The 24567-nt window shown below is 46.5% G+C and carries 24 protein-coding genes; 8 read left to right on the top strand and 16 right to left on the bottom strand.

What is annotated here, in order from left to right:
* Nucleotide 1: 1 nt before the first annotated feature.
* The 3 genes from phaC to DXE27_RS07775 form a co-directional block, all read right to left on the bottom strand.
* Nucleotides 2-1624, bottom strand: a complete 1623-nt coding sequence (gene phaC / locus DXE27_RS07785; protein WP_128113527.1) for a class I poly(R)-hydroxyalkanoic acid synthase — start codon at nt 1622-1624, stop codon at nt 2-4.
* A 117-nt stretch (nt 1625-1741) separates the two neighbouring features.
* On the bottom strand, nt 1742-2500 hold the full coding sequence (gene pgeF / locus DXE27_RS07780) for a peptidoglycan editing factor PgeF (protein WP_128113526.1): 759 nt from the start codon (nt 2498-2500) through the stop codon (nt 1742-1744).
* Nucleotides 2497-3537, bottom strand: a complete 1041-nt coding sequence (locus DXE27_RS07775; RefSeq protein ID WP_197712368.1) for an RluA family pseudouridine synthase — start codon at nt 3535-3537, stop codon at nt 2497-2499. The genes pgeF and DXE27_RS07775 overlap by 4 nt, the downstream gene beginning before the upstream one ends.
* 20 nt (nt 3538-3557) lie before the next feature.
* On the opposite strand from DXE27_RS07775, the gene DXE27_RS07770 reads away from it, so the two are divergent.
* Nucleotides 3558-4445: an outer membrane protein assembly factor BamD gene (locus DXE27_RS07770; protein ID WP_128113741.1), complete on the top strand. Its 888-nt coding sequence runs from the start codon at nt 3558-3560 to the stop codon at nt 4443-4445.
* Between the two features lie 83 nt (nt 4446-4528).
* Here the strand turns inward: DXE27_RS07770 and alr are convergent, their stop codons facing one another.
* A complete protein-coding gene (gene alr / locus DXE27_RS07765) occupies nt 4529-5629 on the bottom strand; it encodes an alanine racemase (protein WP_128113740.1) in 1101 nt (366 codons plus the stop codon).
* A 74-nt stretch (nt 5630-5703) separates the two neighbouring features.
* On the opposite strand from alr, the gene lplT reads away from it, so the two are divergent.
* Nucleotides 5704-7023 (top strand): lysophospholipid transporter LplT, encoded by a 1320-nt coding sequence (lplT, locus tag DXE27_RS07760; RefSeq protein ID WP_128113525.1) that lies wholly within the window; start codon nt 5704-5706, stop codon nt 7021-7023.
* A gap of 9 nt (nt 7024-7032) precedes the next feature.
* Here lplT and DXE27_RS07755 read toward each other — a convergent pair whose 3' ends face one another.
* From DXE27_RS07755 to scpA, 8 genes are read right to left on the bottom strand one after another with little or no spacing between them, the layout of a single operon-like run.
* On the bottom strand, nt 7033-7563 hold the full coding sequence (locus DXE27_RS07755) for a uracil-DNA glycosylase family protein (RefSeq protein WP_128113524.1): 531 nt from the start codon (nt 7561-7563) through the stop codon (nt 7033-7035).
* Complete coding sequence (gene rimI, locus DXE27_RS07750; RefSeq protein ID WP_128113523.1) at nt 7560-8090, bottom strand: ribosomal protein S18-alanine N-acetyltransferase; 531 nt, start codon at nt 8088-8090, stop codon at nt 7560-7562. Before rimI ends, DXE27_RS07755 begins: the two co-directional genes overlap by 4 nt.
* The gene (gene tsaB / locus DXE27_RS07745; RefSeq protein ID WP_128113522.1) at nt 8090-8812 is read right to left on the bottom strand and encodes a tRNA (adenosine(37)-N6)-threonylcarbamoyltransferase complex dimerization subunit type 1 TsaB; all 723 of its coding nucleotides are present in this window, start codon (nt 8810-8812) and stop codon (nt 8090-8092) included. The genes rimI and tsaB overlap by 1 nt, the downstream gene beginning before the upstream one ends.
* Nucleotides 8813-8833: 21 nt before the next feature.
* On the bottom strand, nt 8834-9301 hold the full coding sequence (locus DXE27_RS07740) for a VOC family protein (RefSeq protein ID WP_128113739.1): 468 nt from the start codon (nt 9299-9301) through the stop codon (nt 8834-8836).
* A 9-nt stretch (nt 9302-9310) separates the two neighbouring features.
* A complete protein-coding gene (accC, locus tag DXE27_RS07735; protein ID WP_172457125.1) occupies nt 9311-11335 on the bottom strand; it encodes an acetyl-CoA carboxylase biotin carboxylase subunit in 2025 nt (674 codons plus the stop codon).
* Nucleotides 11336-11362: 27 nt separating this feature from the next.
* Nucleotides 11363-12895 carry an acyl-CoA carboxylase subunit beta gene (locus DXE27_RS07730; protein WP_128113520.1) on the bottom strand — a complete coding sequence of 511 codons (1533 nt, stop codon included), beginning with the start codon at nt 12893-12895 and terminating at the stop codon, nt 11363-11365.
* A gap of 10 nt (nt 12896-12905) precedes the next feature.
* Nucleotides 12906-13931, bottom strand: coding sequence for a methylmalonyl Co-A mutase-associated GTPase MeaB (meaB, locus tag DXE27_RS07725; RefSeq protein ID WP_128113519.1), 1026 nt, complete (start codon nt 13929-13931; stop codon nt 12906-12908).
* Between the two features lie 14 nt (nt 13932-13945).
* Entirely contained in the window at nt 13946-16123 is a 2178-nt protein-coding gene (gene scpA / locus DXE27_RS07720; protein ID WP_128113518.1) for a methylmalonyl-CoA mutase, read from the bottom strand.
* 95 nt (nt 16124-16218) lie between these two features.
* On the opposite strand from scpA, the gene DXE27_RS07715 reads away from it, so the two are divergent.
* Nucleotides 16219-16857 (top strand): GntR family transcriptional regulator, encoded by a 639-nt coding sequence (locus DXE27_RS07715; protein ID WP_128113517.1) that lies wholly within the window; start codon nt 16219-16221, stop codon nt 16855-16857.
* Nucleotides 16858-16943: 86 nt separating this feature from the next.
* On the opposite strand, the gene DXE27_RS07710 is transcribed toward DXE27_RS07715, so the two are convergent.
* Nucleotides 16944-17297: a c-type cytochrome gene (locus DXE27_RS07710; RefSeq protein ID WP_128113516.1), complete on the bottom strand. Its 354-nt coding sequence runs from the start codon at nt 17295-17297 to the stop codon at nt 16944-16946.
* 35 nt (nt 17298-17332) lie between these two features.
* Entirely contained in the window at nt 17333-17698 is a 366-nt protein-coding gene (locus DXE27_RS07705) for a c-type cytochrome (RefSeq protein ID WP_128113515.1), read from the bottom strand.
* Between the two features lie 163 nt (nt 17699-17861).
* Here DXE27_RS07705 and DXE27_RS07700 point away from each other — a divergent pair, with 163 nt between their 5' ends.
* The 3 genes from DXE27_RS07700 (at nt 17862) to DXE27_RS07690 (ending at nt 20439) form a co-directional block, all read left to right on the top strand.
* Nucleotides 17862-18731, top strand: coding sequence for an AAA family ATPase (locus DXE27_RS07700; RefSeq protein WP_128113514.1), 870 nt, complete (start codon nt 17862-17864; stop codon nt 18729-18731).
* A 12-nt stretch (nt 18732-18743) separates the two neighbouring features.
* Nucleotides 18744-19919, top strand: coding sequence for a vWA domain-containing protein (locus DXE27_RS07695; protein ID WP_128113513.1), 1176 nt, complete (start codon nt 18744-18746; stop codon nt 19917-19919).
* Nucleotides 19920-19980: 61 nt separating this feature from the next.
* Nucleotides 19981-20439, top strand: a complete 459-nt coding sequence (locus DXE27_RS07690) for a RidA family protein (RefSeq protein WP_128113512.1) — start codon at nt 19981-19983, stop codon at nt 20437-20439.
* 12 nt (nt 20440-20451) lie between these two features.
* Here DXE27_RS07690 and DXE27_RS07685 read toward each other — a convergent pair whose 3' ends face one another.
* Nucleotides 20452-21108, bottom strand: a complete 657-nt coding sequence (locus DXE27_RS07685; protein ID WP_128113511.1) for a nucleotidyltransferase family protein — start codon at nt 21106-21108, stop codon at nt 20452-20454.
* A gap of 53 nt (nt 21109-21161) precedes the next feature.
* On the opposite strand from DXE27_RS07685, the gene DXE27_RS07680 reads away from it, so the two are divergent.
* The gene (locus DXE27_RS07680; RefSeq protein WP_331852067.1) at nt 21162-21857 is read left to right on the top strand and encodes an XdhC family protein; all 696 of its coding nucleotides are present in this window, start codon (nt 21162-21164) and stop codon (nt 21855-21857) included.
* A 66-nt stretch (nt 21858-21923) separates the two neighbouring features.
* Entirely contained in the window at nt 21924-22127 is a 204-nt protein-coding gene (locus DXE27_RS10310; protein WP_462803967.1) for an XdhC family protein, read from the top strand.
* A gap of 5 nt (nt 22128-22132) precedes the next feature.
* Here the strand turns inward: DXE27_RS10310 and parC are convergent, their stop codons facing one another.
* Nucleotides 22133-24514, bottom strand: a complete 2382-nt coding sequence (parC, locus tag DXE27_RS07675; protein WP_172457158.1) for a DNA topoisomerase IV subunit A — start codon at nt 24512-24514, stop codon at nt 22133-22135.
* Between the last annotated feature and the right edge of the window lie 53 nt (nt 24515-24567).

The raw sequence follows: 24567 nt of genomic DNA, 5'->3' as shown, positions 1-24567 counted from the left end.
TTTAAGCTGCTTTTTCTTTGACGTACACACCTGGTGCAGCTTCCATTTTTTTGTATTTGGCATTACCAAATGTATTGCTTGCCGGCTTCTTCTCGCCAGCAAATTGCTCCAACCATTTTGTATAGTTCGGCCACCAGCTACCCGGTATTTGAGTAGCGCCCTCAAGCCATTCCTGTGCTGTAGGGGCGATTTTGTTGTTCTCAAAGTAGTAGCGCTTATTTTTTGCCGGCGGATTAATCACCCCGGCGATGTGACCTGATGCTCCCAACACAAAGCGATTCTTACCCTTAAGAATGTGAGTCGATTCATATGCTGACTGCCAAGGAACAATGTGATCCTCTTGAGATGCATAAAGATATGCTGGACATTGAATCTTGCCCAGATCAATTTTTTTACCGCAAATTTTGACTTTGCCCGGCTTGACTAAATCGTTTTGTAAATACGTATGGCGCAAGTACCAGCAATACATATTTCCAGGTAAGTTGGTGGAATCGCCATTCCAGTAAAGCAAATCAAATGGAGGCGGAGAATTGCCTTTCAGGTAATTCTCAACAATGTAGTTCCACACCAAATCATTTGGACGCAGGAAAGAGAAGGTATTGCCTAGATCAAGCCCAGACATCATGCCGTACTTGCCGTACTTGCCACCAATCGAATTCTCACGCATCTCAACCATGCCTTCATCAATGAAGACATCCAAGATACCGGTGTTCGTGAAATCCAATAAGGTCGTGAATAAGGTCAAGCTAGCAGCTGGATGCTCATCCTTTGCGGCTAGGACAGCCAAGGCCGAGGTGGTCAAGGTTCCACCCACACAGAAGCCTAGGATATTGAGCTGATCAACGTTGCCGATATCTTTGACCACTTCAATTGCCTTGATAACACCCTTGCCTACGTAGTCATCCCAGCTTACTTCTGCCATCGATGCGTCAGGGTTCTTCCACGAAACCAAGAAGACTGTATGCCCTTGACTAACCATGTGACGCACCACGGAATTATCTGGCTGCAAATCCAAAATGTAATATTTATTGATGCATGGCGGCACCATTAAATAAGGGCGCTCAAATACATTTTCCGTCAGCGGCGTGTATTGAATTAATTCAAATAAGTCATTGCGAAATACGACATGACCTTCTGTGGTCGCAATATTCTTGCCAACCTCAAATGCAGTTTCATCGGTAATCGAAACTTTGCCCTTCTTCATATCGCCAAGAAGATTAACAATGCCCTTCTGAATAGATTGACCTTGAGTGCTAATAATGTTTTCCAAAACCTCCGGATTGGTTGCAATGAAGTTGGATGGAGAAAGCGCATCTATCATTTGCTCGGTCGTAAACAAAATCTTTTGTTTAGACTTTTCATCTGTATCTACCGCTCCAGCAAGAGCCATCAGATGTTTTGAATTGAGTAAGTATGTGGCGGCAATCACCTTGCTCCAAGATGAGTGCCATGCTTTACCAGCAAAGCGACGGTCTTTTACCTCGATTGCTTCTGGGTTTGTAGCGATATGGGCTAGCTCGGCAAAATATTCTTTTTGAATTTCAGCCAAACGCTCTGGTGGAATTAGTGCCATATGGTGCGGCGCCAAAGAAGGCGTTGCACCGGTATTCATGCCTGCAAACATAATGATCTCTTTTAGTTATTAGAGACATTCTCCATGCATACCGTATATAGGGTTATACGCAATAACCCCTAGCTGTAGGGCTAAGCTAGGGGTTACCCGCACATAAATTGCGGCGAACTATTTGGCAATCCAAATGAATGAGGCAAATCGACCAGCTTTTCCATCTCGGCGATAGGAAAAGAACTCTTGCCCCTCTTTTACGGTGCATCGATCTCCACCATAGATGGTTTGAATCCCCAACGCAGATAATCGGTCTCGCGCCAATTGATAGATGTTTGCAAGGTATTTTCCGGATTTACCCGCAATTGGACTAAAAGCCGAAACAGACATCGGGACATCTAGTCCCTCAAATGCCTTCACAACATCTTCGCCAACCTCAAAAGACTCGGGGCCAATTGCTGGACCAAGCCAAGCGATGATGTCTTTTGCAAGCAATCGATCTGAAAGCGTGCACATTTGATCAACTGTATTTTTAATCACGCCAGCACTAAGGCCGCGCCATCCAGCATGCGCCGCACCAATAACAGCGCCATCTTTGCTTGCAAGCAATACCGGTAAACAGTCAGCAGTCAAGATTGCCAAAACTTCGCCTGGAATATTGGTCACTGCAGCGTCAGCAGAAATTGGGGCGCTAGCGTACTCACGACTTTTTGGAGTGCTCACTACAGTACTGTGCGTTTGCGCCAACCAAATTGGCTTGGATGGTAAGTGAGTTGCAATTAATGCCCTATTTTCGAAAACACTTTTTGGATCATCCTCAACATGATCACCAAGATTGAGGGAGTCATAGGGAGCGTTGCTTACACCGCCAGATCTGGTTGTTACAAATGCGTGAATATTTTGAGGGGCAGTCCATTGAGGCGTAATCAAGTTCACGATTGACGCTCATTTTGAATCGAATTAAGAAGCGCCTGCTCCTGTGGCAAAGTCTCCAGACCCAAAGCCACCTGAGGCATAAGATCCATTAAATCTTGAGGCGGCAAACGAAACCACGTCATTAAGTCATTGCTCGCCGGATGCTGCAGCGTTAATGCAAAAGCATGAAGCGCCTGCCTTTCGAATGGCAATGACTTTGCAGCTCCCGGGGTCTTCTTTCGATAGACCGGATCACCAAGCAATGGAAAGCCAAGCGATTCAAGATGCACTCGAATCTGATGGGTGCGACCCGTTTCTAATCGACACTCCAATAAAGCAACTGGACTTTCCAAGAAGGCGCCTTTTGCAAGACGGCGAAATAGCGTTGCCGCCGGCTTACCTTGAGGACTGCCTGCAGCCATCTTTAAACGATCGCGCTGATCACGACCAACAGATGCCAAAACTTTTCCCTGGCTTGGGGCATCACCCCAGACCCAGGCTAAATATCTACGCCCTACTGTTCTTTCTTGGAGTTGCCTAACCAATAATGTTTGAGCCTGAGCAGTACGAGTAACCACCATCAATCCAGACGTATCTTTATCTAGTCGGTGCACAATGCCGGCGCGCGGTAAAAGCTTTAACTCCGGATAATGAAATAGCAGTCCATTTAATAGCGTTCCCGCCCAGTTTCCTGCGGCAGGGTGAACAACTAACCCAGGAGGCTTGTTCACGACAATGATGGAGTCGTCCTCATAAACCACATCCAAAGGGATGTTTTCTGGGCTAAAAGCGTATTGCTCTGGCATTTCCTGTGGAAACACCTTAATACTCTCGCCTCCATGCAGTAAATAGCGGGCTTTTGTGACCTTTCCATCGACCATGACGGCGCCGGCCTCTACCCAAGACTTGAATCGGTTTCTCGAATAATCAGTCAAGGAACCCGCCAGCACCTTGTCCAGGCGTTCACCAGCCATGTCCAGGGGAATTTCCAGGGAGATGAAGTCCTCATCATCGATATAATCAATGGGATTCGATTCAGGAGTTTGCGGCAATGCCACGCTTAGAAAGCCTTTCAGTTATGTCCGACGTAATATCAGACGCCAGTTTAAGGCTTACCGGGAAACACTCCCCACAAAAATCTGCACCCCTTTTCGGCTTGCGCTCTATCGCCCTGCCTTTGAGCCTCTTTGCAGCCCTAATCATTCTTAGTGGATGTGCAGGCAGTGAGGGTCAAAAAGATGACACTGATATTTGGTCAGAAACAAGATTGTATTCAGAAGCGACAGACAAATTAAATGATGCCGACTTTGCGAAGTGCGGTAAGTACTTTGATAAATTAGAAGCTCGTTTTCCATTTGGCCCCTATTCTCAGCAAGCACAAATTAATGCAGCTTATTGCTACTGGAAAGCTCAAGAACAAACTCAAGCATTGGTTGCTATTGATCGCTTTATTAAATTGCATCAAGGTAGCCCAACACTAGATTACGCCTACTACCTCAAAGCACTCATTACTTTTAATGATGATTTGGGATGGCTTGGAAAGTTCACTGGTCAAGATTTAAGTGAGCGCGACCCAAAGGCTGCTAAGGAAGCATTCGAATCTTTCAAGACTGTTGTAGAGCGCTTTCCAGACAGCAAATATGCGCCTGATTCACTAGATCGCATGCGCTATATCGTGAACTCTTTAGCTGAAGCTGACGTGATTGTGGCGCGCTTTTACTACCAACGCGGTGCATACTTGGCTGCAGCCAATCGTGCCCAACTAGTAATCCGAGACTATGATCGCGCTCCTGCTGTAGAAGAGGCGCTTTATATCCTAACAAAGTCTTATGAAAAGTTAGGCATGGTAGACCTTAGCAATGATGCCGCTCGCGTATTTAAGTTGAACTTCCCAGACAGTCAAATGTTGCTCACTGGCCAAAGGGTTCAGAAGGAGCGTAGATGGTGGCAGCTCTGGAATAAGTAAGAACTGCACAGCAATTACAAAAAACCCTCCAATATTTGGAGGGTTTTTTTATCTCACTTTTGCTTGATGTCTTTTGTCTTTCGCTATTTAATCGCCACCGGCACGCGTGGTGCCACTGCACAAAGCAATTCGTAGCCGATCGTATCGCTCAGACGAGCTACCTCGTCAACGGGAACCCTATCCCCCCAAAGTTCAACGGTAGTGCCAATACGTGCATTTGGCGCATTGCGCAGATCAATAGTCAGCATATCCATAGAAACGCGACCTACGATTGGGCAAATCATCCCCTCACCCGATTTGGTGGCTGAATCTACCCAAACAGGCGTGCCATCTTTTGCTTGTCTTGGATAGCCATCAGCGTAACCACAGGCAACAATACCAATACGCATAGATTCTGGAGCCTCATAGCGACCGCCATATCCGATGCGATCACCCTTCTTTAATTCCTGAATATCAATAATCTCGCTACCCAATTGCATTACCGCTTTTAGATGAGCATTCTCAATATCCGCAAATAAACCTGTGGGTGATGCTCCATAAAGCATGATTCCAGGCCGTACCCAGTCACCTAGAGCATTGCGATGCCAAAGTATTGCCGCTGAATTTGCCAGTGAAGTAGCGCCATCCAAACCAGTAATCGTTTGATCAAATAATTCCTGCTGACAGCCAACAGACGGTTGGCGGTCTATCTGATCGGCATTTGCAAAATGTGTCATGTGATGCATATGACAACCAGCAGCATGTAAGCGATGAAAGGCTGTTCTGTAAACCTCTGGCTTAAAGCCCAGTCGATTCATGCCAGTGTTCATCTTCAGAAAAACATTAAATGTCTTATGGTCTTTGGCTTCAAATTTTTCCAGCCATTCAAGCTGAGCGTCGCAATGGACTACGAGATCGCAGGCCAACTCTCTAGCCAATGCCAATTCATTTTCATGAAATAAACCCTCTAAAAGCAGAATTCGGCCCTGCCAGCCATGTTCCCGCAACCAAACAGCATCCTGAATATCCAACAAGGCAAAACCGTCGGTTGAGACAAGTCCCTTTAGGGCCGCATCAAAACAATGCCCATAGGCCCTAGCCTTAATTACCGACCAAATCTTAGATTGGGGCGCCAACTCCCGAACTCTGCTTAAATTATGTCGAAAGGCCTCAGTGTGAATAGATGCCAAAATGGGTCTATTTATCAAGCCATTAGCCGTTGTGCCCATATTCACCCCTTCTTTCATGCTTTAATTACATTAATGACTAGATTGTACGAATGAACCGTAGCTTTTACATCATTATGGCGGCGCAATTTTTTTCGTCGCTTGCTGATAATGCTCTGCTGATCGCAGCAATTGCCCTCCTGGCCCAGCTCCATGCCCCGGCCTGGATGACTCCTTTACTCAAATTATTCTTCGTATTGTCCTATGTTTTGCTGGCCGCCTTTGTAGGCGCCTTTGCTGATTCCCGCCCAAAAGGGAACGTCATGTTCATTACCAACACCATCAAGTTCGTTGGCTGTGTAGCGATGCCATTTGGGGGTCACCCACTTCTGTCTTATGCGATTGTTGGTTTGGGCGCGGCAGCATACTCCCCGGCCAAGTACGGAATCCTGACTGAGTTATTGCCGCCAGAAAAATTGGTTGCAGCTAATGGCTGGATTGAGGGTCTTACAGTTGGCTCAATCATTTTGGGAACTGTCCTTGGTGGCGTATTGATCAGTAGCACGGTTTCGCACAGCCTATTGGCGTTGGATATTCCAACTTTAGATACCGGAATTGATACTCCCGCCGAATCCGCCATCCTCATCATCATGATGATTTATGTTGTTGCCGCTCTGATTAATCTAAAGATTCCGGATACTGGAGCTCGCTACGCATCCCAAAAAACCAACCCAATTGAGTTGGTAAAAGATTTTGCTGTTTGCTTTAAAACACTTTGGGATGATCGCTTAGGTCAAATCTCACTAGCAGTTACCACCTTATTTTGGGGTGCGGGCGCTACTCTCCAATTTATTGTGATTAAGTGGGCTCAAGTTGCGCTCCATATGAATCTATCTCAGGGCGCTATTCTGCAGGCTATCTCTGCCGTTGGCGTTGCTGGCGGCGCCGTCTATGCCGCATGGCGTATACCTTTGCGCAAATCGCTAAATGTTCTCCCATACGGCATTGCCATGGGAATAGTAGTGTGTGTAATGGCCATTTACAACTCTGACATGCTTCCTGATATGGCAATATTTACGATCGGGAAAATGCATATCTCCCTTAACTTATTGCCAGCGTATCTCTTATTGATATTGGTTGGGTGGTTGGCAGGTTATTTTGTGGTGCCGATGAATGCCCTATTACAGCATCGCGGTCACGTATTGATGTCGGCGGGCCACTCTATTGCCGCGCAAAACTTTAATGAAAATATTTCTGTATTGATGATGCTCTTGATTTACTCTATGCTCATCTGGCTTGATGTGCCAATTCAATTTGTAATTGTTGGCTTTGGCGTTGCAGTCAGCCTCATCATGTGGCTTGTGATTAAACGTCATGCCAAAAATCAAGCGGAGTATGACTCCATGCACCTCATCGGCGAGCACAAACACTAATTCAAAAAATTAGATGTTTTGCAGAACAGATTTAGCCAGCAATAAATCCTGCCAAAGTAATGCCTTTTCATTTGGCTTGCCAATTGCCTGATTTAGATCAAATGAGGCAATGACGGGTATCTCATCATCATTTCCAGTGTTGAGCGCCAGAACTGTCTCGCGCAGCTGAGGCAACGCATCTCGCTCGCCAGTAATCTTCTGCGCAACAGGTCCACCAAAAGCAAACGCAACAACTGGCATGCCATTTTCCGGCGCAATAATTTGATGCAAAGGATCTGAAGCATTTTTCCAGGACCATTCACTAGGACTCAAACCTAAGACACGAATCATGTTTTGAAATAGCACTTGGGCGTCTCCCTGAGGTTTTTGCCCAAAAAATAGCCACCCACCTTGAGGTGCGCGTTCTGAAGAGGGGGCTTGCTGAGTTGTCTTATCTTCAGCAATAGCGCTTACTGACGAGGCCGCAGATGCCTGCCGGAGCTGGTCACGCGACGACCACTCTGTAATGCCCATCTCTTTAAGGAATTCGGAATTGCTCATGACTCTAGCTTAATCGATTTAGCCATCACAATGGCATCCTCCCGCGAACCCGTCTCTGGGTTATGTGGGTAGTAACTCTTACGCAAGCCAATCTGCTCATACCCCAAAGACTGATACAGACCAAGTGCCGCAAGATTGGAGGGTCTTACCTCCAAGATGATTCGAGGAATGTTTTGCTGCGCCGATACTCCCTCTATTGCAGACATTATTCGTTTACCCAAGCCCAGTTTTCGCAATTTAGGAGAAACGGTAATGTTCAGAAGATGTAGCTCATCTACCGCCGGGAATAACACACAGTAAGCCCACAAAATGGCAGGATCAAGATAGGACCCTTTTACCATTTGATCGACCTGAGGGCGAATGCAATACGCCCAATGACCAGCAGCCAAGGAGTCTGAAAAGTTTCCTTTTGTCCATGGATGTAGATGTGACACACCCTCAATCTCCAATACGGAATCTATGTCTGGGGCTTGCATTGGCAAAAAGGAGAGTTCTGCTACGCCCTCAACGGCAGATTGATTGGGCATTACTTAAATGCCCCCATACGCTCGACCGTAGTCAAAGCAACCTTATCGCGAATATAGAGCAGCTCAAGATCGTGAACATCACAAGAGCGGCCCTCTTGTTGCATTTGAATGGCAACATCCAAAATGCCTATTGCAGATATCGTTATGTCTGCATCCGTAGCAATCAAGTCAGCAGATGGTTTTTTTGCTTGCAATACTCTTTCGCCATATTCTTTAATGGCACTACCAGCCAAATATTGAATGTCAGTCAGATCCATGTCCTCGGGCTTTGATAAATGGATATTACCTATACGAACAGGTAATTGTTGTTCGCACTTTTCGTACTTGGCCCAATAGACTTCATCCATGCGGGCATCGACCGCAATCATGAAATGCTTGGGATTTATTTTTTGAAAGGCCGGGGTTTGAATTACTTGGGCGGCTATAGCATCCAAGCTAGCCACTGGGATTACTGGCAAGCGCTGGGATATAGCCAACCCCTGCGCCGCTGCAACTCCTAAACGAACGCCAGTAAAGGCGCCAGGACCAATCCCAACAGCGATCGCGTCTAGCTCGCCTAATTTGAAGTTTGAGGCCTCTAACATTGCCTCTACCCAAGGCAAAAGCAATTGGCTAGCGCCAGCCGTCACTGCTTCATGACGGAAAGTGGGCTCCTGCCCATTTAAAGATAAAGCCACCGAACACCACGCTGATGAGGTGTCGATGGCCAGGATATTTGCCAATTACAGATGTATAAAGCCAAATTATGAACTTAAACCAGCAATCACTTCTGGAGGAGCCTGAACCAGCTCAATCAAGACGCCTTCGCCACTAACTGGAAACTCGTCATTGCCTTTTGGATGAACAAAAGTAATGTCGTAACCTGCAGCACCCTTGCGAATGCCACCAGGAGCAAATCGCAGACCATTTGCAGCGAGCCATTCAACCGCTTTAGGAAGATCATCTACCCATAAGCCGATGTGGTTCAAAGGAGTTTGGTGGACTGCAGGCTTTTTTTCGATATCAAAAGGCTGCATGAGATCAACCTCAATCTCATGGGCACCAGAACCAATAGCGCAAATGTCTTCATCGACGTTTTCACGCTCAGAAACAAATGTGCTCTTGTATTCAAAACCGAGCATATCAACCCATAATTTCTTGAGTCGATCTTTGCTTTCACCGCCAATAGCGATTTGTTGTATTCCCAATATCTTGAATGGCTTAGCGCTCATCATCAATCCTTATTCAAAACGAATGATTAATTGATCTACAGCCAAGCTATCGCCTTCTTTAGCGCAGATTTCAGCAACAACGCCATCCTGCATTGCAGAAAGTGTGTTTTCCATCTTCATCGCTTCAATCGAGGCTAGCTTTTGACCAGCGGTAACCGCTTCGCCAACCTTAACCGCAATCTTGGTCAACAAGCCCGGCATTGGTGACATCACCAACTTGGATGTATCAGGCGGTAACTTCACGGGCATGCGACGCTGTAGCTCAGCACCCAATGGGCTCAGAACCATACATTCAAAATTAGCGCCATCCAAGATTAATTCATAGCGCACGCCTCGACGTTCAACCTGAGCCGTGATCTTATGAGTGCCGTTGATAGTTGCATTTAAGCAAGTCTGACCAGGGCGCCAATCGCTGACGATGTCATAACGACTTACGCCATCAGCCTCTTCGAGGTATACAGAATAAATGCTATCTTTGAGCTCAACACGGATAGGCACTTCAATCGGATCGCTCATTGAGCCAGATTTTTTACCGGTAACCACTACAAACTTCTTACCAATAATCATCTCGTGACCAGCCAATTGGCCATCAATCATTTGAATATGCTGGAGATAGCGATAGCGCATAAATGCAGCTAATGCAGCCAAACGCTTTGGATCGGCCGGCTGTACAGAATCCTTCTTAAAGCCTTCTGGATACTCTTCAGCAATAAAGCCGGTAGTGAAATCGCCATTCACAAATCGTGGATGCTGTAACAAAGCCGCTTGGAAAGGAATGTTGGAGTGAATTCCGCGAATCACAAAATCATTTAAAGCTGCACGCATCTTCTCGATGGCTTCGGTACGGTCTTTTCCATGAACAATCAACTTAGCGATCATGGAGTCGTAGTACATCGGGATCTCGCCACCCTCATATACGCCAGTATCAACGCGTACGCCATTAATAGACTCTGGTGGACGGTATTTAACAAGACGGCCTGTTGATGGCAAGAAGTTGCGGAATGGATCATCCGCGTTAATACGGCACTCCATAGACCAACCATCAAGCTTTACATCTTCTTGCTTAAATGCCAACTTTTCACCGGCGGCAACGCGAATCATTTGCTCAACTAAGTCCAAGCCAGTAATAGATTCTGTAACCGGATGCTCTACCTGTAAGCGAGTGTTCATTTCTAGGAAGTAGAAAGACTTATCCTTGCCAACCACGAATTCCACAGTACCTGCAGATTGGTAATTCACTGCTTTAGCCAAAGCAACGGCTTGTTCGCCCATGGCTTTGCGAGTTGCTGGATCAATGAATGGTGATGGCGCCTCTTCAATCACCTTTTGGTGGCGTCGCTGAATCGAGCAATCGCGTTCGTTTAGGTAAACCACATTGCCATGAGAGTCGCCCAGAACTTGGATCTCAATATGACGTGGGCCCTCAACGAACTTCTCGATAAAGATACGATCATCGCCAAAGCTATTCATCGCTTCGGTTTTACAAGCAGCAAATCCTTCGGCCGCCTCTTTGTCATTAAAAGCTACGCGCAAGCCTTTGCCGCCACCGCCTGCAGATGCTTTAATCATCACAGGGTAACCAATACCTTGAGCAATCTTAACGGCCTCTTCATTGGTATCAATAGCTTCGTTGTAACCAGGAATGGTATTGACCTTGGCTTCTAAAGCAAGCTTCTTAGAGGCAATCTTGTCACCCATCGCTGCGATGGATTGATGTTTAGGCCCAATAAATACAATGCCCTCTTCCTCGCAACGCTTAGCAAACTGTTCGTTCTCAGACAGGAATCCACAACCAGGATGAACTGCCTCAGCACCGGTATCTTTGCAAGCCTGAATGATTCTATCCATTACGAGATAGGATTCACGCGAAGGCGCAGGCCCAATGCAGACCGCTTCATCTGCGAGCTGTACGTGGCGCGCCTCTTTATCCGCCTCTGAATATACGGCAACCGTTTTGATGCCCATCTTTTTAGCGGTCATCATTACACGGCAAGCAATCTCGCCGCGGTTAGCAATCAAAATTTTTTTAAACATTTTCGTAGTCATAATTTGTCAGCGCCTTTACAGAGGAATGTTGCCGTGTTTACGCGCAGGATTCTTCAAGTCTTTATCTTTGAGCATTGCTAGTGAACGAGCAATGCGCTTGCGGGTTTCGTGCGGAAGAATGACGTCATCAATATAGCCACGACGCCCAGCCACGAATGGGTTGGCAAACTTAGATTTGTACTCTGCTTCACGTGCCGCAATCTTCTCAGGATCAGACTTTTCTTCACGGAAGATAATTTCCACCGCGCCTTTAGGTCCCATCACAGCAATTTCTGCTGAAGGCCATGCAAAGTTCACGTCGCCGCGTAAGTGCTTAGAAGCCATCACGTCATAAGCACCACCGTATGCTTTACGGGTAATAAGGGTAACCTTAGGCACTGTGCAATCAGCATATGCATAAAGCAACTTAGCGCCATGTTTAATGATGCCGCCGTATTCTTGAGCTGTACCCGGCATAAATCCAGGGACGTCCACCAATGTCACTACTGGAATATTGAAAGCATCACAGAAACGCACAAAACGCGCTGCTTTAATAGAAGCCTTAATGTCTAAACAACCAGCTAGTACTAATGGCTGATTCGCAACGATACCGATTGAGCGGCCTTCCATGCGCGCAAAACCAATCACAATATTTTTTGCGTAATCAGGCTGCAATTCGAAGAACTCACCATCGTCCACAATCTTCTCAATCAACTCTTTCATGTTGTATGGTTGATTTGGATTGGATGGGACTAATGTGTCTAATGAGAAATCTGGCTCTTCTGTGCGATTTGCACCTTTAATCAACGGTGGTTTTTCGCGATTAGAGAGCGGCAAGTAGTTGAAGAAGCGACGCAACATCATGATTGCGTCAACATCGTTATCAAATGCTAAGTCACACACACCAGAAACAGTTGAATGCGTTACCGCACCACCCAATTCTTCAGCAGTAACATCCTCATGAGTAACCGTCTTTACCACTTCAGGACCAGTAACGAACATATAGGAGCTGTCTTTCACCATAAAGATGAAATCAGTGAGGGCTGGTGAGTACACGGCACCACCAGCTGATGGCCCCATGATCAATGAAATCTGTGGAATTACGCCAGATGCGGTCACATTGCGCTGGAAAATTTCTGCATAGCCGCCAAGAGAAGCAACACCCTCTTGAATACGCGCACCACCAGAGTCATTTAGACCGATTACCGGCGCCCCAACTTTGAGCGCCTGATCCATGATTTTGCAGATCTTTTCAGCATGGGCTTCAGACAGAGAACCGCCCAAAACCGTGAAGTCTTGGGAGAACACAAATACCAAGCGGCCGTTAATCATTCCATAACCAGTCACAACACCATCGCCAGGAACAGTTTGATCACCCATGCCAAAGTCATGGCAACGGTGTTCAACAAACATATCCCACTCTTCGAAAGTGCCAGCATCAAGCAAGAGCTCAATACGCTCACGGGCTGTTAATTTACCCTTTGAGTGCTGAGCCTGAATACGCTTTTGCCCGCCACCCAATCGGGCGAGCTCACGCTTCGCTTCCAGTTGTTGAATGATTTCCTTCATTTCCTACTCCTTAGAAAAATTCATGCCCCATGGACTCCAGCAATCGTCTTGCGGCGACTGCAGCGGCCATAGTTCCTTGGTTTACTTGTGCTACTAAACTTGGTAGAAGCTCCTGTACAGCTTCATTACTACGAAATGCATTCTTTAATCCAGCATCGATGCGATCCCACATCCATGATCCTGCATGCTGTTTGCGACGAGAATCAAACTTCCCATTGGCCTTTTGTAGCTTTTCAAAATGAGAGACTTTGTCCCAAAGTTCGGGAACACCCTTGCCTTCTAAAGCGCTTAAAGTCATCACTTGTGGATGCCAAAACTCTTTGTCATGTGATGTATGATCTGGATTGCCTTGAAATCCTAATAGACGCAATGAACTCGTGATGAACAGCTGTGCACGCATCGCAGCATCTGGATCAATATCCACTTTATTAATCACGATTAAGTCAGCAATTTCCATGACGCCTTTTTTAATCGCCTGAAGATCATCGCCAGCATTTGGTAATTGCAATAAGAGAAACATGTCTGTCATACCAGCAACAGCGATCTCACTTTGCCCAACACCCACAGTCTCAACAATGATCACATCAAAGCCAGCAGCCTCAGCCACCAACATCGCTTCACGAGTCTTTTCTGCAACGCCGCCTAAGGTGCAGGAAGATGGACTTGGGCGAATAAAAGCATTCTCGAGAACCGATAAGCGCTCCATGCGAGTTTTGTCACCCAAGATAGATCCGCCAGATAAGCTAGAAGATGGATCAATTGCTAATACTGCAACCCGATGGCCTTTCTCAATGAGATACAAGCCCAAGGTTTCTATCAAGGTTGATTTGCCTACACCTGGCACACCAGAAATACCCAGGCGAAATGAGTTGCCCGTCTTTGGCAGAAGCGTATTAAGCACATCATCGGCACGATGCCGATGATCCAAGCGTGTTGATTCAAGCAAAGTAATGATCTTCGCCAATGCACGTCGCTGTTTTAGCGAAGGCGCACCAGTGAGATCACTCACTAGAGCTTGATCAGCAGCTTGTAGCATGCCTGTAATCCGAATTAAGCTGGTTTATTAACAGACTTGCGGATCTGCTCAAGCACATCCTTAGCCGAAGCCGGAATTGGCGTGCCAGGGCCGTAGATTCCCTTAACACCTGCTTCGTACAGGAATTCATAGTCTTGTCTTGGTATGACGCCACCAACGAACACAATAATGTCGTCTGAACCTTGTTTTTTCAATTCAGCAATGATGGCTGGCGCCAGAGTTTTGTGGCCGGCCGCCAAGGTGGATACACCCAAGGCATGAACGTCATTCTCAATCGCTTGGCGTGCACACTCTTCTGGGGTTTGGAACAACGGTCCAATATCCACGTCAAAGCCCAAGTCAGCATAAGCAGTGGCAACCACTTTTGCACCACGATCATGGCCATCTTGACCAAGCTTAGCAATCATCACGCGAGGGCGACGACCAAAGTCTTTTGCAAAGTCAGCGATTTCTGTTTGAAGTTTTGCCCAACCTTCGGCTGAGTCATAAGCAGCTGCATACACACCGGTCACCTTTTGAGTATCGGCGCGATGGCGCCCGTAAACTGTTTCTAATGCATCGGATACTTCGCCCACTGTTGCGCGTAAACGAATTGCATTTACCGATAATTCCAACAAGTTTCCAGAGTTATCTTCCGCAGCTTTAGTCAAAGCCTCTAATGCAGCTTTGACTTTTTGATTGTCACGCTTCGCCTTGATATCTTTTAGGCGAGCAACTTGATCTTCGCGCACTCGATCGTTATCGATCATCAATACATCAACGAGATCTTCTTTACCAAGTTTGTATTTATTCACGCCAACAATGACATCAGAGCCGGAGTCAATTTTGGCTTGCTTCTCAGCTGCAGCCGCTTCAATCTTCAATTTGGCCCAACCACTTTCAACAGCCTTAGTCATGCCGCCCATTGCTTCAACTTCTTGGATGATTTCCCAAGCCTTGTCAGCCATCTCTTGAGTAAGGTTCTCCATCATGTAAGAACCGGCCCATGGATCGATCACACTAGGAATATGGGTTTCTTCTTGGAGAATTAATTGGGTGTTGCGGGCAATACGACTTGAGAACTCAGAAGGAAGTGCGATTGCTTCATCTAATGAGTTGGTGTGCAGGGATTGAGTTCCGCCAAATACCGCTGCCATTGCCTCAACCGTTGTTCTCACTACGTTGTTGTATGGGTCTTGTTCTGTCAAAGACCAGCCAGAAGTTTGGCAGTGCGTACGGAGCATCAAGGATTTTGGATTCTTTGGCTCGAAGGACTTCATAATGCGCCACCACAACAAACGAGCAGCGCGTAACTTAGCAACCTCAAGATAGAAATTCATGCCGATTGCAAAAAAGAATGAAAGGCGTCCTGCAAAACCATCAACATCCAAGCCTTTAGCAAGCACCGTTTTTACATACTCTTTACCGTCAGCTAGAGTGAATGCCAATTCCAATACTTGATTGGCGCCAGCTTCTTGCATGTGATAACCCGAGATCGAAATCGAGTTAAATTTCGGCATATGTTTAGCCGTGTATTCAATGATGTCGCCAATGATGCGCATTGATGGTTCTGGCGGATAAATATAGGTATTACGCACCATGAACTCTTTCAGAATGTCATTCTGAATGGTTCCGGATAACTGCTCTTGCTTTACGCCTTGCTCTTCGCTGGCAACGATATAGCCAGCCAATACCGGTAATACCGCGCCGTTCATGGTCATGGAGACTGACACCTTGTCCAATGGAATGCCATCAAACAAGATCTTCATATCTTCAACCGAATCAATCGCCACTCCAGCTTTACCAACATCACCAGTTACACGAGGGTGATCCGAGTCATAGCCACGATGTGTTGCTAAGTCAAAAGCAACTGATACGCCTTGACCACCCGCATCTAAGGCTTTGCGATAGAAAGCATTGGATTCTTCCGCAGTAGAGAAACCTGCGTATTGGCGAATAGTCCAAGGACGCACTGAATACATTGTTGCCTGGGGTCCACGAACGAATGGCTCAAAACCTGGCAAGGTATCGGTGTAATTAAGACCTTCAATATCCGAAGATGTGTAAAGCGCTTTTAAATGAATTCCATCAGGCGTTTTCCAGCCCAATGAATCAACATCACCATTAGGTGCGGATTTTTTCCATGCGTCCAGATTGGTTTCTGGTACTGATGGCCATGATTGATTAGACGAACTTTTCTTTTCTGAACTCACAAAGCACTCCCGGTTGGCTTTATTACAAAGTTGCTAAATATGTCAGACATTTTGCTTGACAATTTGATATTTGTAAAGTTATTGTATATATAATTATGAATACAAAACTGAATAACAGACCACTATACGAGGACGTAGCTGAACGCCTCAGAGCGCAGATTTTTGCCCATGAATTGACCCCTGGAAGCTGGTTAGACGAACAAAGCTTAGCGATTCAATTTGGTATTAGTCGCACCCCAATGCGTGAAGCCATTAAGGTTTTGGCATCTGAGGGCCTTGTTACGATGAAATTGCGTCGTGGCGCCTACGTAACCGAGGTTGATCGTGGTGATTTAGAGCAAATTTTTACCATCCTCTCCCTGCTGGAGGGTCAAGCGGCCAAAGAAACCGCCCTTAAAGCTACCGAAGCCCAATTGACTCAGCTAGACGATATTCACCACCGTCTAGAAAAGGCGGCTGCAGATCGTGATGCTGAGCAGTTTTTTGAGGTAAACGTCCGATTTCATGAGTTGATACAAGAAATCGCAGGAAATCGCTGGATGAATGGTGTTATTGAGGACCTTAGAAAGGTTCTGAAGCTACAAAGACGAGACTCCTTGAGTAGAACCGGTCGACTGCAGAGCTCACTATTGGAGCATCGCCAGATTCTGCAGGCCATCCTCAAGAGAGACCCTGTGGCGGCCGAGCTCGCAATGCGTAACCACCTGGCCCGCGGCCTAGAGGCAGTTAAATAAGAATTATTTTTTTATAAATACCTATAAAAAATAAAGGCTTAGAGTATTAATCTAAGCCTTTATTTTAAGTAGCCGAAGCTGGGAAATCACTTCTTAATTACAAAGTTTCCTGGCAAAGAAGCAACATAAGCGGCGATATCTTGCAAATCAGCATCGCTGAAGTTTTGCACTTGAGAGCCCATTACAGCGTTATTACGACCAAACTGAGCATTGCCATTACCCACTTTGTACGCTTTTAAGGCGTAATAAACATAGTCAGCGTACTGTCCAGCTAACTTAGGATAAGCCGGCAAGATTGGGGCATTCAGACCAGCACCGTGGCAAGAGGCGCAATTAGCCTTTTCTACCAACGCCTGACCTTTGTCCACGCTAGCAGCATTTGCCACGCTTGTTAAACCAATGCTGGAGAGCAAAACTGCAGTAATAAGTGCAAATTTCATAAAAGTATCTATCTCTATGTATCTTTATCAATGAATCACTTCAATGGGTTGTTAGGTGAGCTGGCTGTTTGCGCAGCATAGTATTCGCCGATGTCAGCCATATCTTGATCAGAAAGGCTAGCGGCAATAGAACGCATTGTTGGATGCTTTCTTTCGCCTTTTTTATAAGCAGCCAATGCACTTGAAATATAAGCAGCATTTTGACCGCCCAACATTGGCACTTTGTATACCAGTGGGTAATCAGCACGATAGTCAGGAATGGAGTGGCAACCAACGCAGAGCCAAACCTTAGCGTTACCTGCAGCAGCGGTACCTTTTACTTCATCAGCCTGAGCAACAGAACCAGCAAAGGCTAAAGTTGCAGCAACGGCCAAATGAGGAAGAATTGAGAGTTTTTTCATGGCAATCATTATTAATGAGTTTGATTTAGATCAATTTGGGAAGAGTATAGCGGACAGACGCCCTTCCCGCCATTCTGAGGCCCAAAATCAGTAGAAACACTGAAAAATTCGCCCCATTTACCTATACTTGAACGCTTATCCAGGCACTTATTTAGGCAAGCTTATGAGCAAATCCACCCACTCACCCCAAAATCGCTTTGCAGGCAGCGAAAGCTATGTCGCCACAGATGATCTCAAATTGGCCGTCAATGCTGCTATTGCACTTCAACGCCCTCTCTTGATTAAAGGTGAACCAGGCACTGGCAAAACGATGCTTGCCGAAGAGGTAGCTGCCGCCCTGAAGATGCCGCTTCTACAGTGGCACATTAAATCCACCACGAAAGCTCAACAAGGCCTCTATGAATACGACGCCGTTAGTCGCTTACGCGATTCGCAATTGGGCGATGAAAAAGTAAAAGATATTCGCAACTACATTGTTAAGGGCGTGCTTTGGCAAGCCTTTGAAGCAGACGAGCCAACCGTACTGTTAATTGATGAAATTGATAAAGCGGATATTGAATTTCCAAATGACTTATTGCGTGAGATCGATCGCATGGAGTTCTACGTTTATGAGACCCGCGAGCTCATTAAGGCAAAACATCGCCCACTAGTCATCATCACTTCCAATAATGAAAAAGAGCTGCCAGATGCGTTCTTGCGTCGCTGCTTCTTCCACTACATTACCTTCCCGGATGCCGGGACGATGCAAAGTATCGTTGATGTTCACCACCCCAATATCAAGCAAGATCTTTTAGATGCTGCCCTCAAGTCCTTCTACCAAATACGCTCCTTGCCCGGGTTAAAGAAGAAGCCGTCTACTTCGGAGCTTATTGACTGGCTAAAACTTTTACTGGCGGAGGATATTCCACCAGAAGCCCTTTACAGCAATGACGAGAAGATTGTGGTGCCGCCTTTGCATGGCGCCTTATTAAAAAATGAGCAAGATATTCATTTGTTTGAACGCTTGGTCATGATGAATCGCAATCATCGCTAATTCAGCTTTTTCATGCTGATTCAATTCTTCCTGAATCTGAAAGAGGCTAAAGTGCCTGTTTCTGTGCGAGAGTTTTTAACTCTCTTGGAGGCTTTGAAGTCGGGTGTTATTAATCTATCGATTGATGAGTTCTATCAACTCTCACGCCTGACCTTGGTAAAAGACGAGCAGCACTTTGATCGCTTTGATCAAGTATTCGGGAGCTACTTCAATGGCATTGAGCAAATCATTGCGCTTTCGCCAGATATTCCATTAGATTGGTTGGAGAAAAAGCTTCAACGGGTTCTTACTGATGAAGAAAAGGCAGCTCTCAAAAAATTAGGCGGGCCGGAGGCATTAAAAAAACGCCTGGAAGAATTATTAAAAGAGCAAAAAGAATGGCATAGCGGTGGCAACAAATGGATTGGCGCTGGGGGCTCATCACCATTTGGGCATAGCGGCTACCACCCTGAAGGCATTCGCATTGGTGGCGAGAGTGCTGGCAATAGAACGGCCATCAAAGTTTGGGAAGCAAGAGAGTTTAAAGACTACGACAGCGATTTGGCGCTAGGCACTCGGAATATTAAAGTTGCCCTGCGGCGCTTACGTCGCTTTGCAAGAGAAGGCTCTACTCTAGAGCTCGATCTAGATAAAACAATTCACTCCACTGCCGCCAATGCAGGCATGCTCGATATTCAAATGCGTCCTGAACGCCATAATCAAGTCAAGGTATTGCTCTTGATGGATGTGGGTGGCTCCATGGACGATCATATTCAACGCATAGCGGAATTATTCTCAGCTGCTAAAGCTGAATTTAAGCATTTGGAGTACTACTACTTTCACAACTGTGTTTATGAAAATCTGTGGCAAAGCAATCGTCGCAGAAGAGATCAAGTGACGGCCACGCAAGACATCATTAATAAATATGGTCCCGACTATAAGCTGATCTTTGTGGGTGATGCCACCATGTCCCCTTATGAAATCCTGAGCCCCAATGGCTCTGTCGAATACAACAATAAGGAGGCTGGTACAGTCTGGATCAATCGCCTGATTGAGCATTTTCCGCATTTTGCGTGGCTCAATCCTGAACCAGAATCTATTTGGCAATATCGACAATCGATCGACATTATGCAAAACCTCATGAAGGATCGGATGTACCCCGTAACCCTCAATGGCTTAGAGAGCGCTATGCGACAACTTTCCAAGTAAGATTCCGATATTCGGTTTTTAGCTTCACTTCTTTTTTATATTCAAATAATTGGTATCCATCATGAGCACAAACATCAGCGAACGCCTTAAGACCCTTGGAATTGAATTGCCTCCAGATGGACCCCCTGCTGCAGCCTATGTGATGGCCGCTACTACTGGCAATACCGTTTTTCTTTCTGGTCACATTGCTAAACGCGACGGCAAACCTTGGATAGGAAAGCTGGGTAAAGACATGGATACGGATACTGGCAAAGCAGCAGCGCGCTCTATCGCTATCGATTTAATTGCAACTCTACAGAATCACTTAGGTTCTTTGGACAAAGTAAAGCGCATCGTCAAAGTCATGGGTTTAGTGAACTCAACCGATAGCTACACAGAACAACACCTGGTTGTGAATGGCTGCTCGGAACTGCTGTTTGAAGTATTTGGTGATGCCGGCAAACATGCTCGTAGCGCATTCGGTGTCGCGCAAATCCCTCTGGGTGCATGCGTTGAGATTGAACTCATCGCTGAGATTTAATACGGATCAAATCTATTGATTCATTTTTTGAAGCCCTAATTTTTGGATGTCAGTCGAAGTATCGACATCCAATACATAGGCTTCATTCTCGGATTCTAAAGTTCTGACCAGGCCAGGATGCTGATCCATAAAGGGCCTACAGGCCATTGCTGGTATTGCCAAGATGTTATCAATCACGCTCTTAGAAAATAAAACAGGGTTGCCGCGTTGGCCCTTAACCATTGGCAAAATAATTTCTTGTCCTGGTAGTCGTTGTTGAAATTGCTCCAAGAGAGCATCAACTTCTAATGCGCCAATATTAGGCTGATCACACAAAGCAATTAATAAAGCATCGTAGCCACTCTTGAGGCTCTCGAGTCCGAGTCGAACAGATGATGACTGCCCTGCATTTGGGTTTGGATTATTCACCCAGGTAATTTGGCCATGTAGCTCTTGGTTGGTTGATTGAATTTCTTCTTCAATTTGATCATCATAGAAACCGGTAACAACCAATGTTTCAACCGGTGAAAAGCCAGTCACTGACTTGCAAAAGCGCCTTAGCAAGCTGACGCCATTCTGTTGAAGCAATGCCTTTGGATATCCGCCCAGGCGTCTACCCTCACCCGCAGCCAATATCAAGACGGCAAGACGCAATCTTAGGGTGCTAGGGGTTTTACTGGAATCGGTCATTAGAGTGATAATAAATAGTAATCAAACACATTATTCATAAAAATAAGATAAGCATGAACAGTACCGATTTAAGCGTTCTCAAATCCGCAGTCGAATGGCTCAAATCTGGCCAGCCCGTTGCCATTGCTACAGTCGTTCAGACTTGGGGCTCGGCCCCTCGCCCGGTAGGATCGTGGCTAGCCATCCGCGCTGATGGTCAAGTCGCCGGCTCAGTATCAGGCGGCTGCGTTGAAGATGACCTTATTCGTCGAGTTCAAACCGAAATCCTCACTCGCAACACCCCTGAGATGGTCGTTTATGGAGTAACGCAACAAGAGGCGGCGCGTTTTGGCCTGCCTTGTGGCGGGACCTTACGCCTTTTGGTTGAACCCAAACCTGAGTTAGCCGCTTTAGAAAAATTACTGGAGAACATTTCATCCCATCAAATTACACGTCGGAGCGTCAATTTAGAAACTGGGATATCAACACTGACTCCTGGCGATCGTAGCGATGAGTTCGCCTGTACTGAGCAAGCCATGCAAACAACCTATGGCCCACGTTGGCGCATGGTGATTATTGGCGCCGGACAACTTTCTTTGTACACAGCAGATTTTGCGCTTGCCTCCGACTTTGAGGTTATCGTGATTGATCCTCGCGAAGAGTACGCTGAGGGCCTTAATCGTACTGACATCACCTTTTCAAAAGAGGCATGCCGGATGATGTCCTGCTTGAAATTGGCGTGGACTCCCACACTGCAGTGGTTGCCTTAACGCAAGACCCTAAACTGGATGACATGGCACTAATGGAAGCGCTGCCTGCGATCACCCGCTTTTTATGTGGGCGCACTAGGAAGTCGTAAAAATACCCAGAAACGCAAAGAGCGTTTGCTAGAGTTTGACTTGAATCAAGCGCAAGTAGACAGGCTGCATGGCCCCGTGGGCCTTTATATTGGGGCGCTCACTCCACCAGAGATCGCGGTATCGATTCTGGCGGAAGTGATTGCCGTTAAATACGGTATTGCTGTACCAAAGAAAATATAAAAAAATTAATTCGCTTTGAGCTTGCCGTCTTTTAGGCGCGGCTCAACAAAGTGGCCTTTGCGTGCGCGGTTACCAGCAAATGATTTCAGAGTCTTTGCATCCAAACTCAATTCAGTTGGTTTACCAGCACGTCCGGCGCCAGAATAAGTAGCGCCATCTGGACCAACCGCAATAGCGGAAGCCAAGAACTCTTTGTCGTCCAGACCCATCAAGATGACGCCCTTGCCGCCTGTAGGCAAACGCTTGAGCTCATCTAACGGGAAGACCAATAGCTTGGAAGCTTCAGATAAGCATGCGACTTGCTTCATGCCTGCCTTAACCTTAGCCGCACCTAATGGAGCATCTCCAGGAACCTTGGCATCCACGCTTAAGAATGATTTACCCGCCTTATTACGAGTACTCATATCGGCGACGTTAGCTAAGAAGCCATAACCAGCCTTAGTAGATAGCAATACCAAATCATCTGCCTGACCAGCATAGTAGGCAACCATTTGCGAGCCTGCTGCCAAGTTCACAAAGCTAGTCAATGGTGATCCATCACCCCTGGCGCCAGGAAGCTCGCTAACGGGAACCGTATAGACCCGCCCATCACTACCAAAGCCTTGAATTACATCCACCGTTCTAACTTCAAAGGTGGCGTACAAAGCATCACCCGCTTTGAAGCCAAACTGGGTTGCGTCGTGCTCATGTCCTTGGCGAACACGAACCCAACCTTTTTGGGAGACGATCACAGTAACAGGCTCGTCAATCACCTTAGTTTCAGCAACAGCGCGTTTATCTTCCTGAATAAGGGTCCGACGATCGTCGCCAAAGTCCTTCATATCAGATTCGATTTCTTTAATGATGCGCTTACGTAAAACGGTATCGCTTTGCAATAAGCCCTCTAAATCATCACGCTCAGCTTTCAGCTCTTTGAGCTCTTGCTCAATCTTGATGCCTTCCAAGCGCGCTAACTGACGCAAGCGGATATCCAAAATATCTTCAGCTTGTCGGTCTGTGAGCTTGAACTCTTTAATTAAGTCCGCTTTAGGCTCATCGCTATTGCGAATGATCTTAATAACCTTATCAATATTGAGAAGAACGGTTAAGCGCCCTTCCAAGATATGCATACGGTCTTTTACTTTGCCCAAGCGATGCTGAGTTCTGCGGGTAACGGTAGCAACCCTAAATGCGATCCACTCAGTCAGAATCTCTTTGATACCCTTTTGACGTGGGCGACCATCGTTGCCGATCATCACCAAGTTCATTGGGGCGTTAGACTCTAAAGAGGTATGCGCAAGCAATAGATTTACGAACTCGTTGACGTCAATATTCTTGCTCTTTGGCTCAAATACCAAACGTACTGCAGCATCTTTACTGGATTCATCGCGTACACCATCAAGCACATTCAAGATGGTGGACTTCAGATTATTTTGCTCTGGAGTTAAAGTCTTCTTGCCAACCTTAACCTTAACCTTGGGATTGGTGATCTCTTCAATCTCTTGCAAGACACGCTGAGAAGATGTTGCTGGTGGCAACTCATTGACAACAACCTGCCATTGGCCACGAGCCAATTCCTCAACGGACCAACGTGCACGTACTTTAATGCTGCCTCGGCCTGCTTCGTAAATCTGCGCAATTTCCGCCGCAGAAGAAATAATCTGCCCGCCACCTGGATAGTCGGGACCAGGCATGATTTCCAATAGCTCTGAAGTACTCATCTTCGGAGACTTCATTAAAGCAACGGCAGCGGTAGCTACCTCGCGTAAATTATGCGAAGGAATCTCCGTTGCCATACCAACCGCAATGCCTGATGCACCGTTAAGCAGTACAAATGGTAGGCGTGCAGGCAAAAGCTTAGGCTCTTGGAATGAACCGTCATAGTTCGGCGCAAAATCAACTGTACCTTCATCGATTTCACTTAGAAGCAGGCTGGCGATCTTGGTTAAACGCGCCTCGGTATAACGCATTGCTGCTGCGCCATCGCCATCACGTGAGCCGAAGTTACCCTGACCATCAATTAATGGATAGCGCAAGGAGAAGCTTTGGGCTAGACGTACTAATGCGTCATAAGCAGATTGGTCGCCATGTGGGTGAAACTTACCGAGTACATCACCAACAACACGGGCGCTCTTTACAGGCTTAGCGTCTGCTCGCAAACCCATCTCGCTCATCGAGAACAAAATACGACGTTGAACTGGTTTTTGACCATCGGCCACATCCGGCAATGCACGGCCCTTAACAACGCTGATAGCGTAATCAAGGTAAGCACGCTCTGCATAGACAGCCAAAGTCAGACTATCTTTACCATCTTCATTTAACTCAACAGTCTTTGGATCATGAGTACCAGAACCGCCGCTAGAGCTAGCTGCTACTGCTGGAACCTCATCGACCTCAACAATGTCCATCTCTACGGGATTGGAAAACAGGTCCGCTGGATCCACTGGATCATTCTTATCTG

The sequence above is a fragment of the Polynucleobacter necessarius genome, from assembly GCF_900096755.1.
GTDB classification, from domain to species: domain Bacteria; phylum Pseudomonadota; class Gammaproteobacteria; order Burkholderiales; family Burkholderiaceae; genus Polynucleobacter; species Polynucleobacter necessarius_K.
Note: the sequence above shows the minus strand (reverse complement) of the source record. Positions and strands in the feature narration are given on the sequence as shown.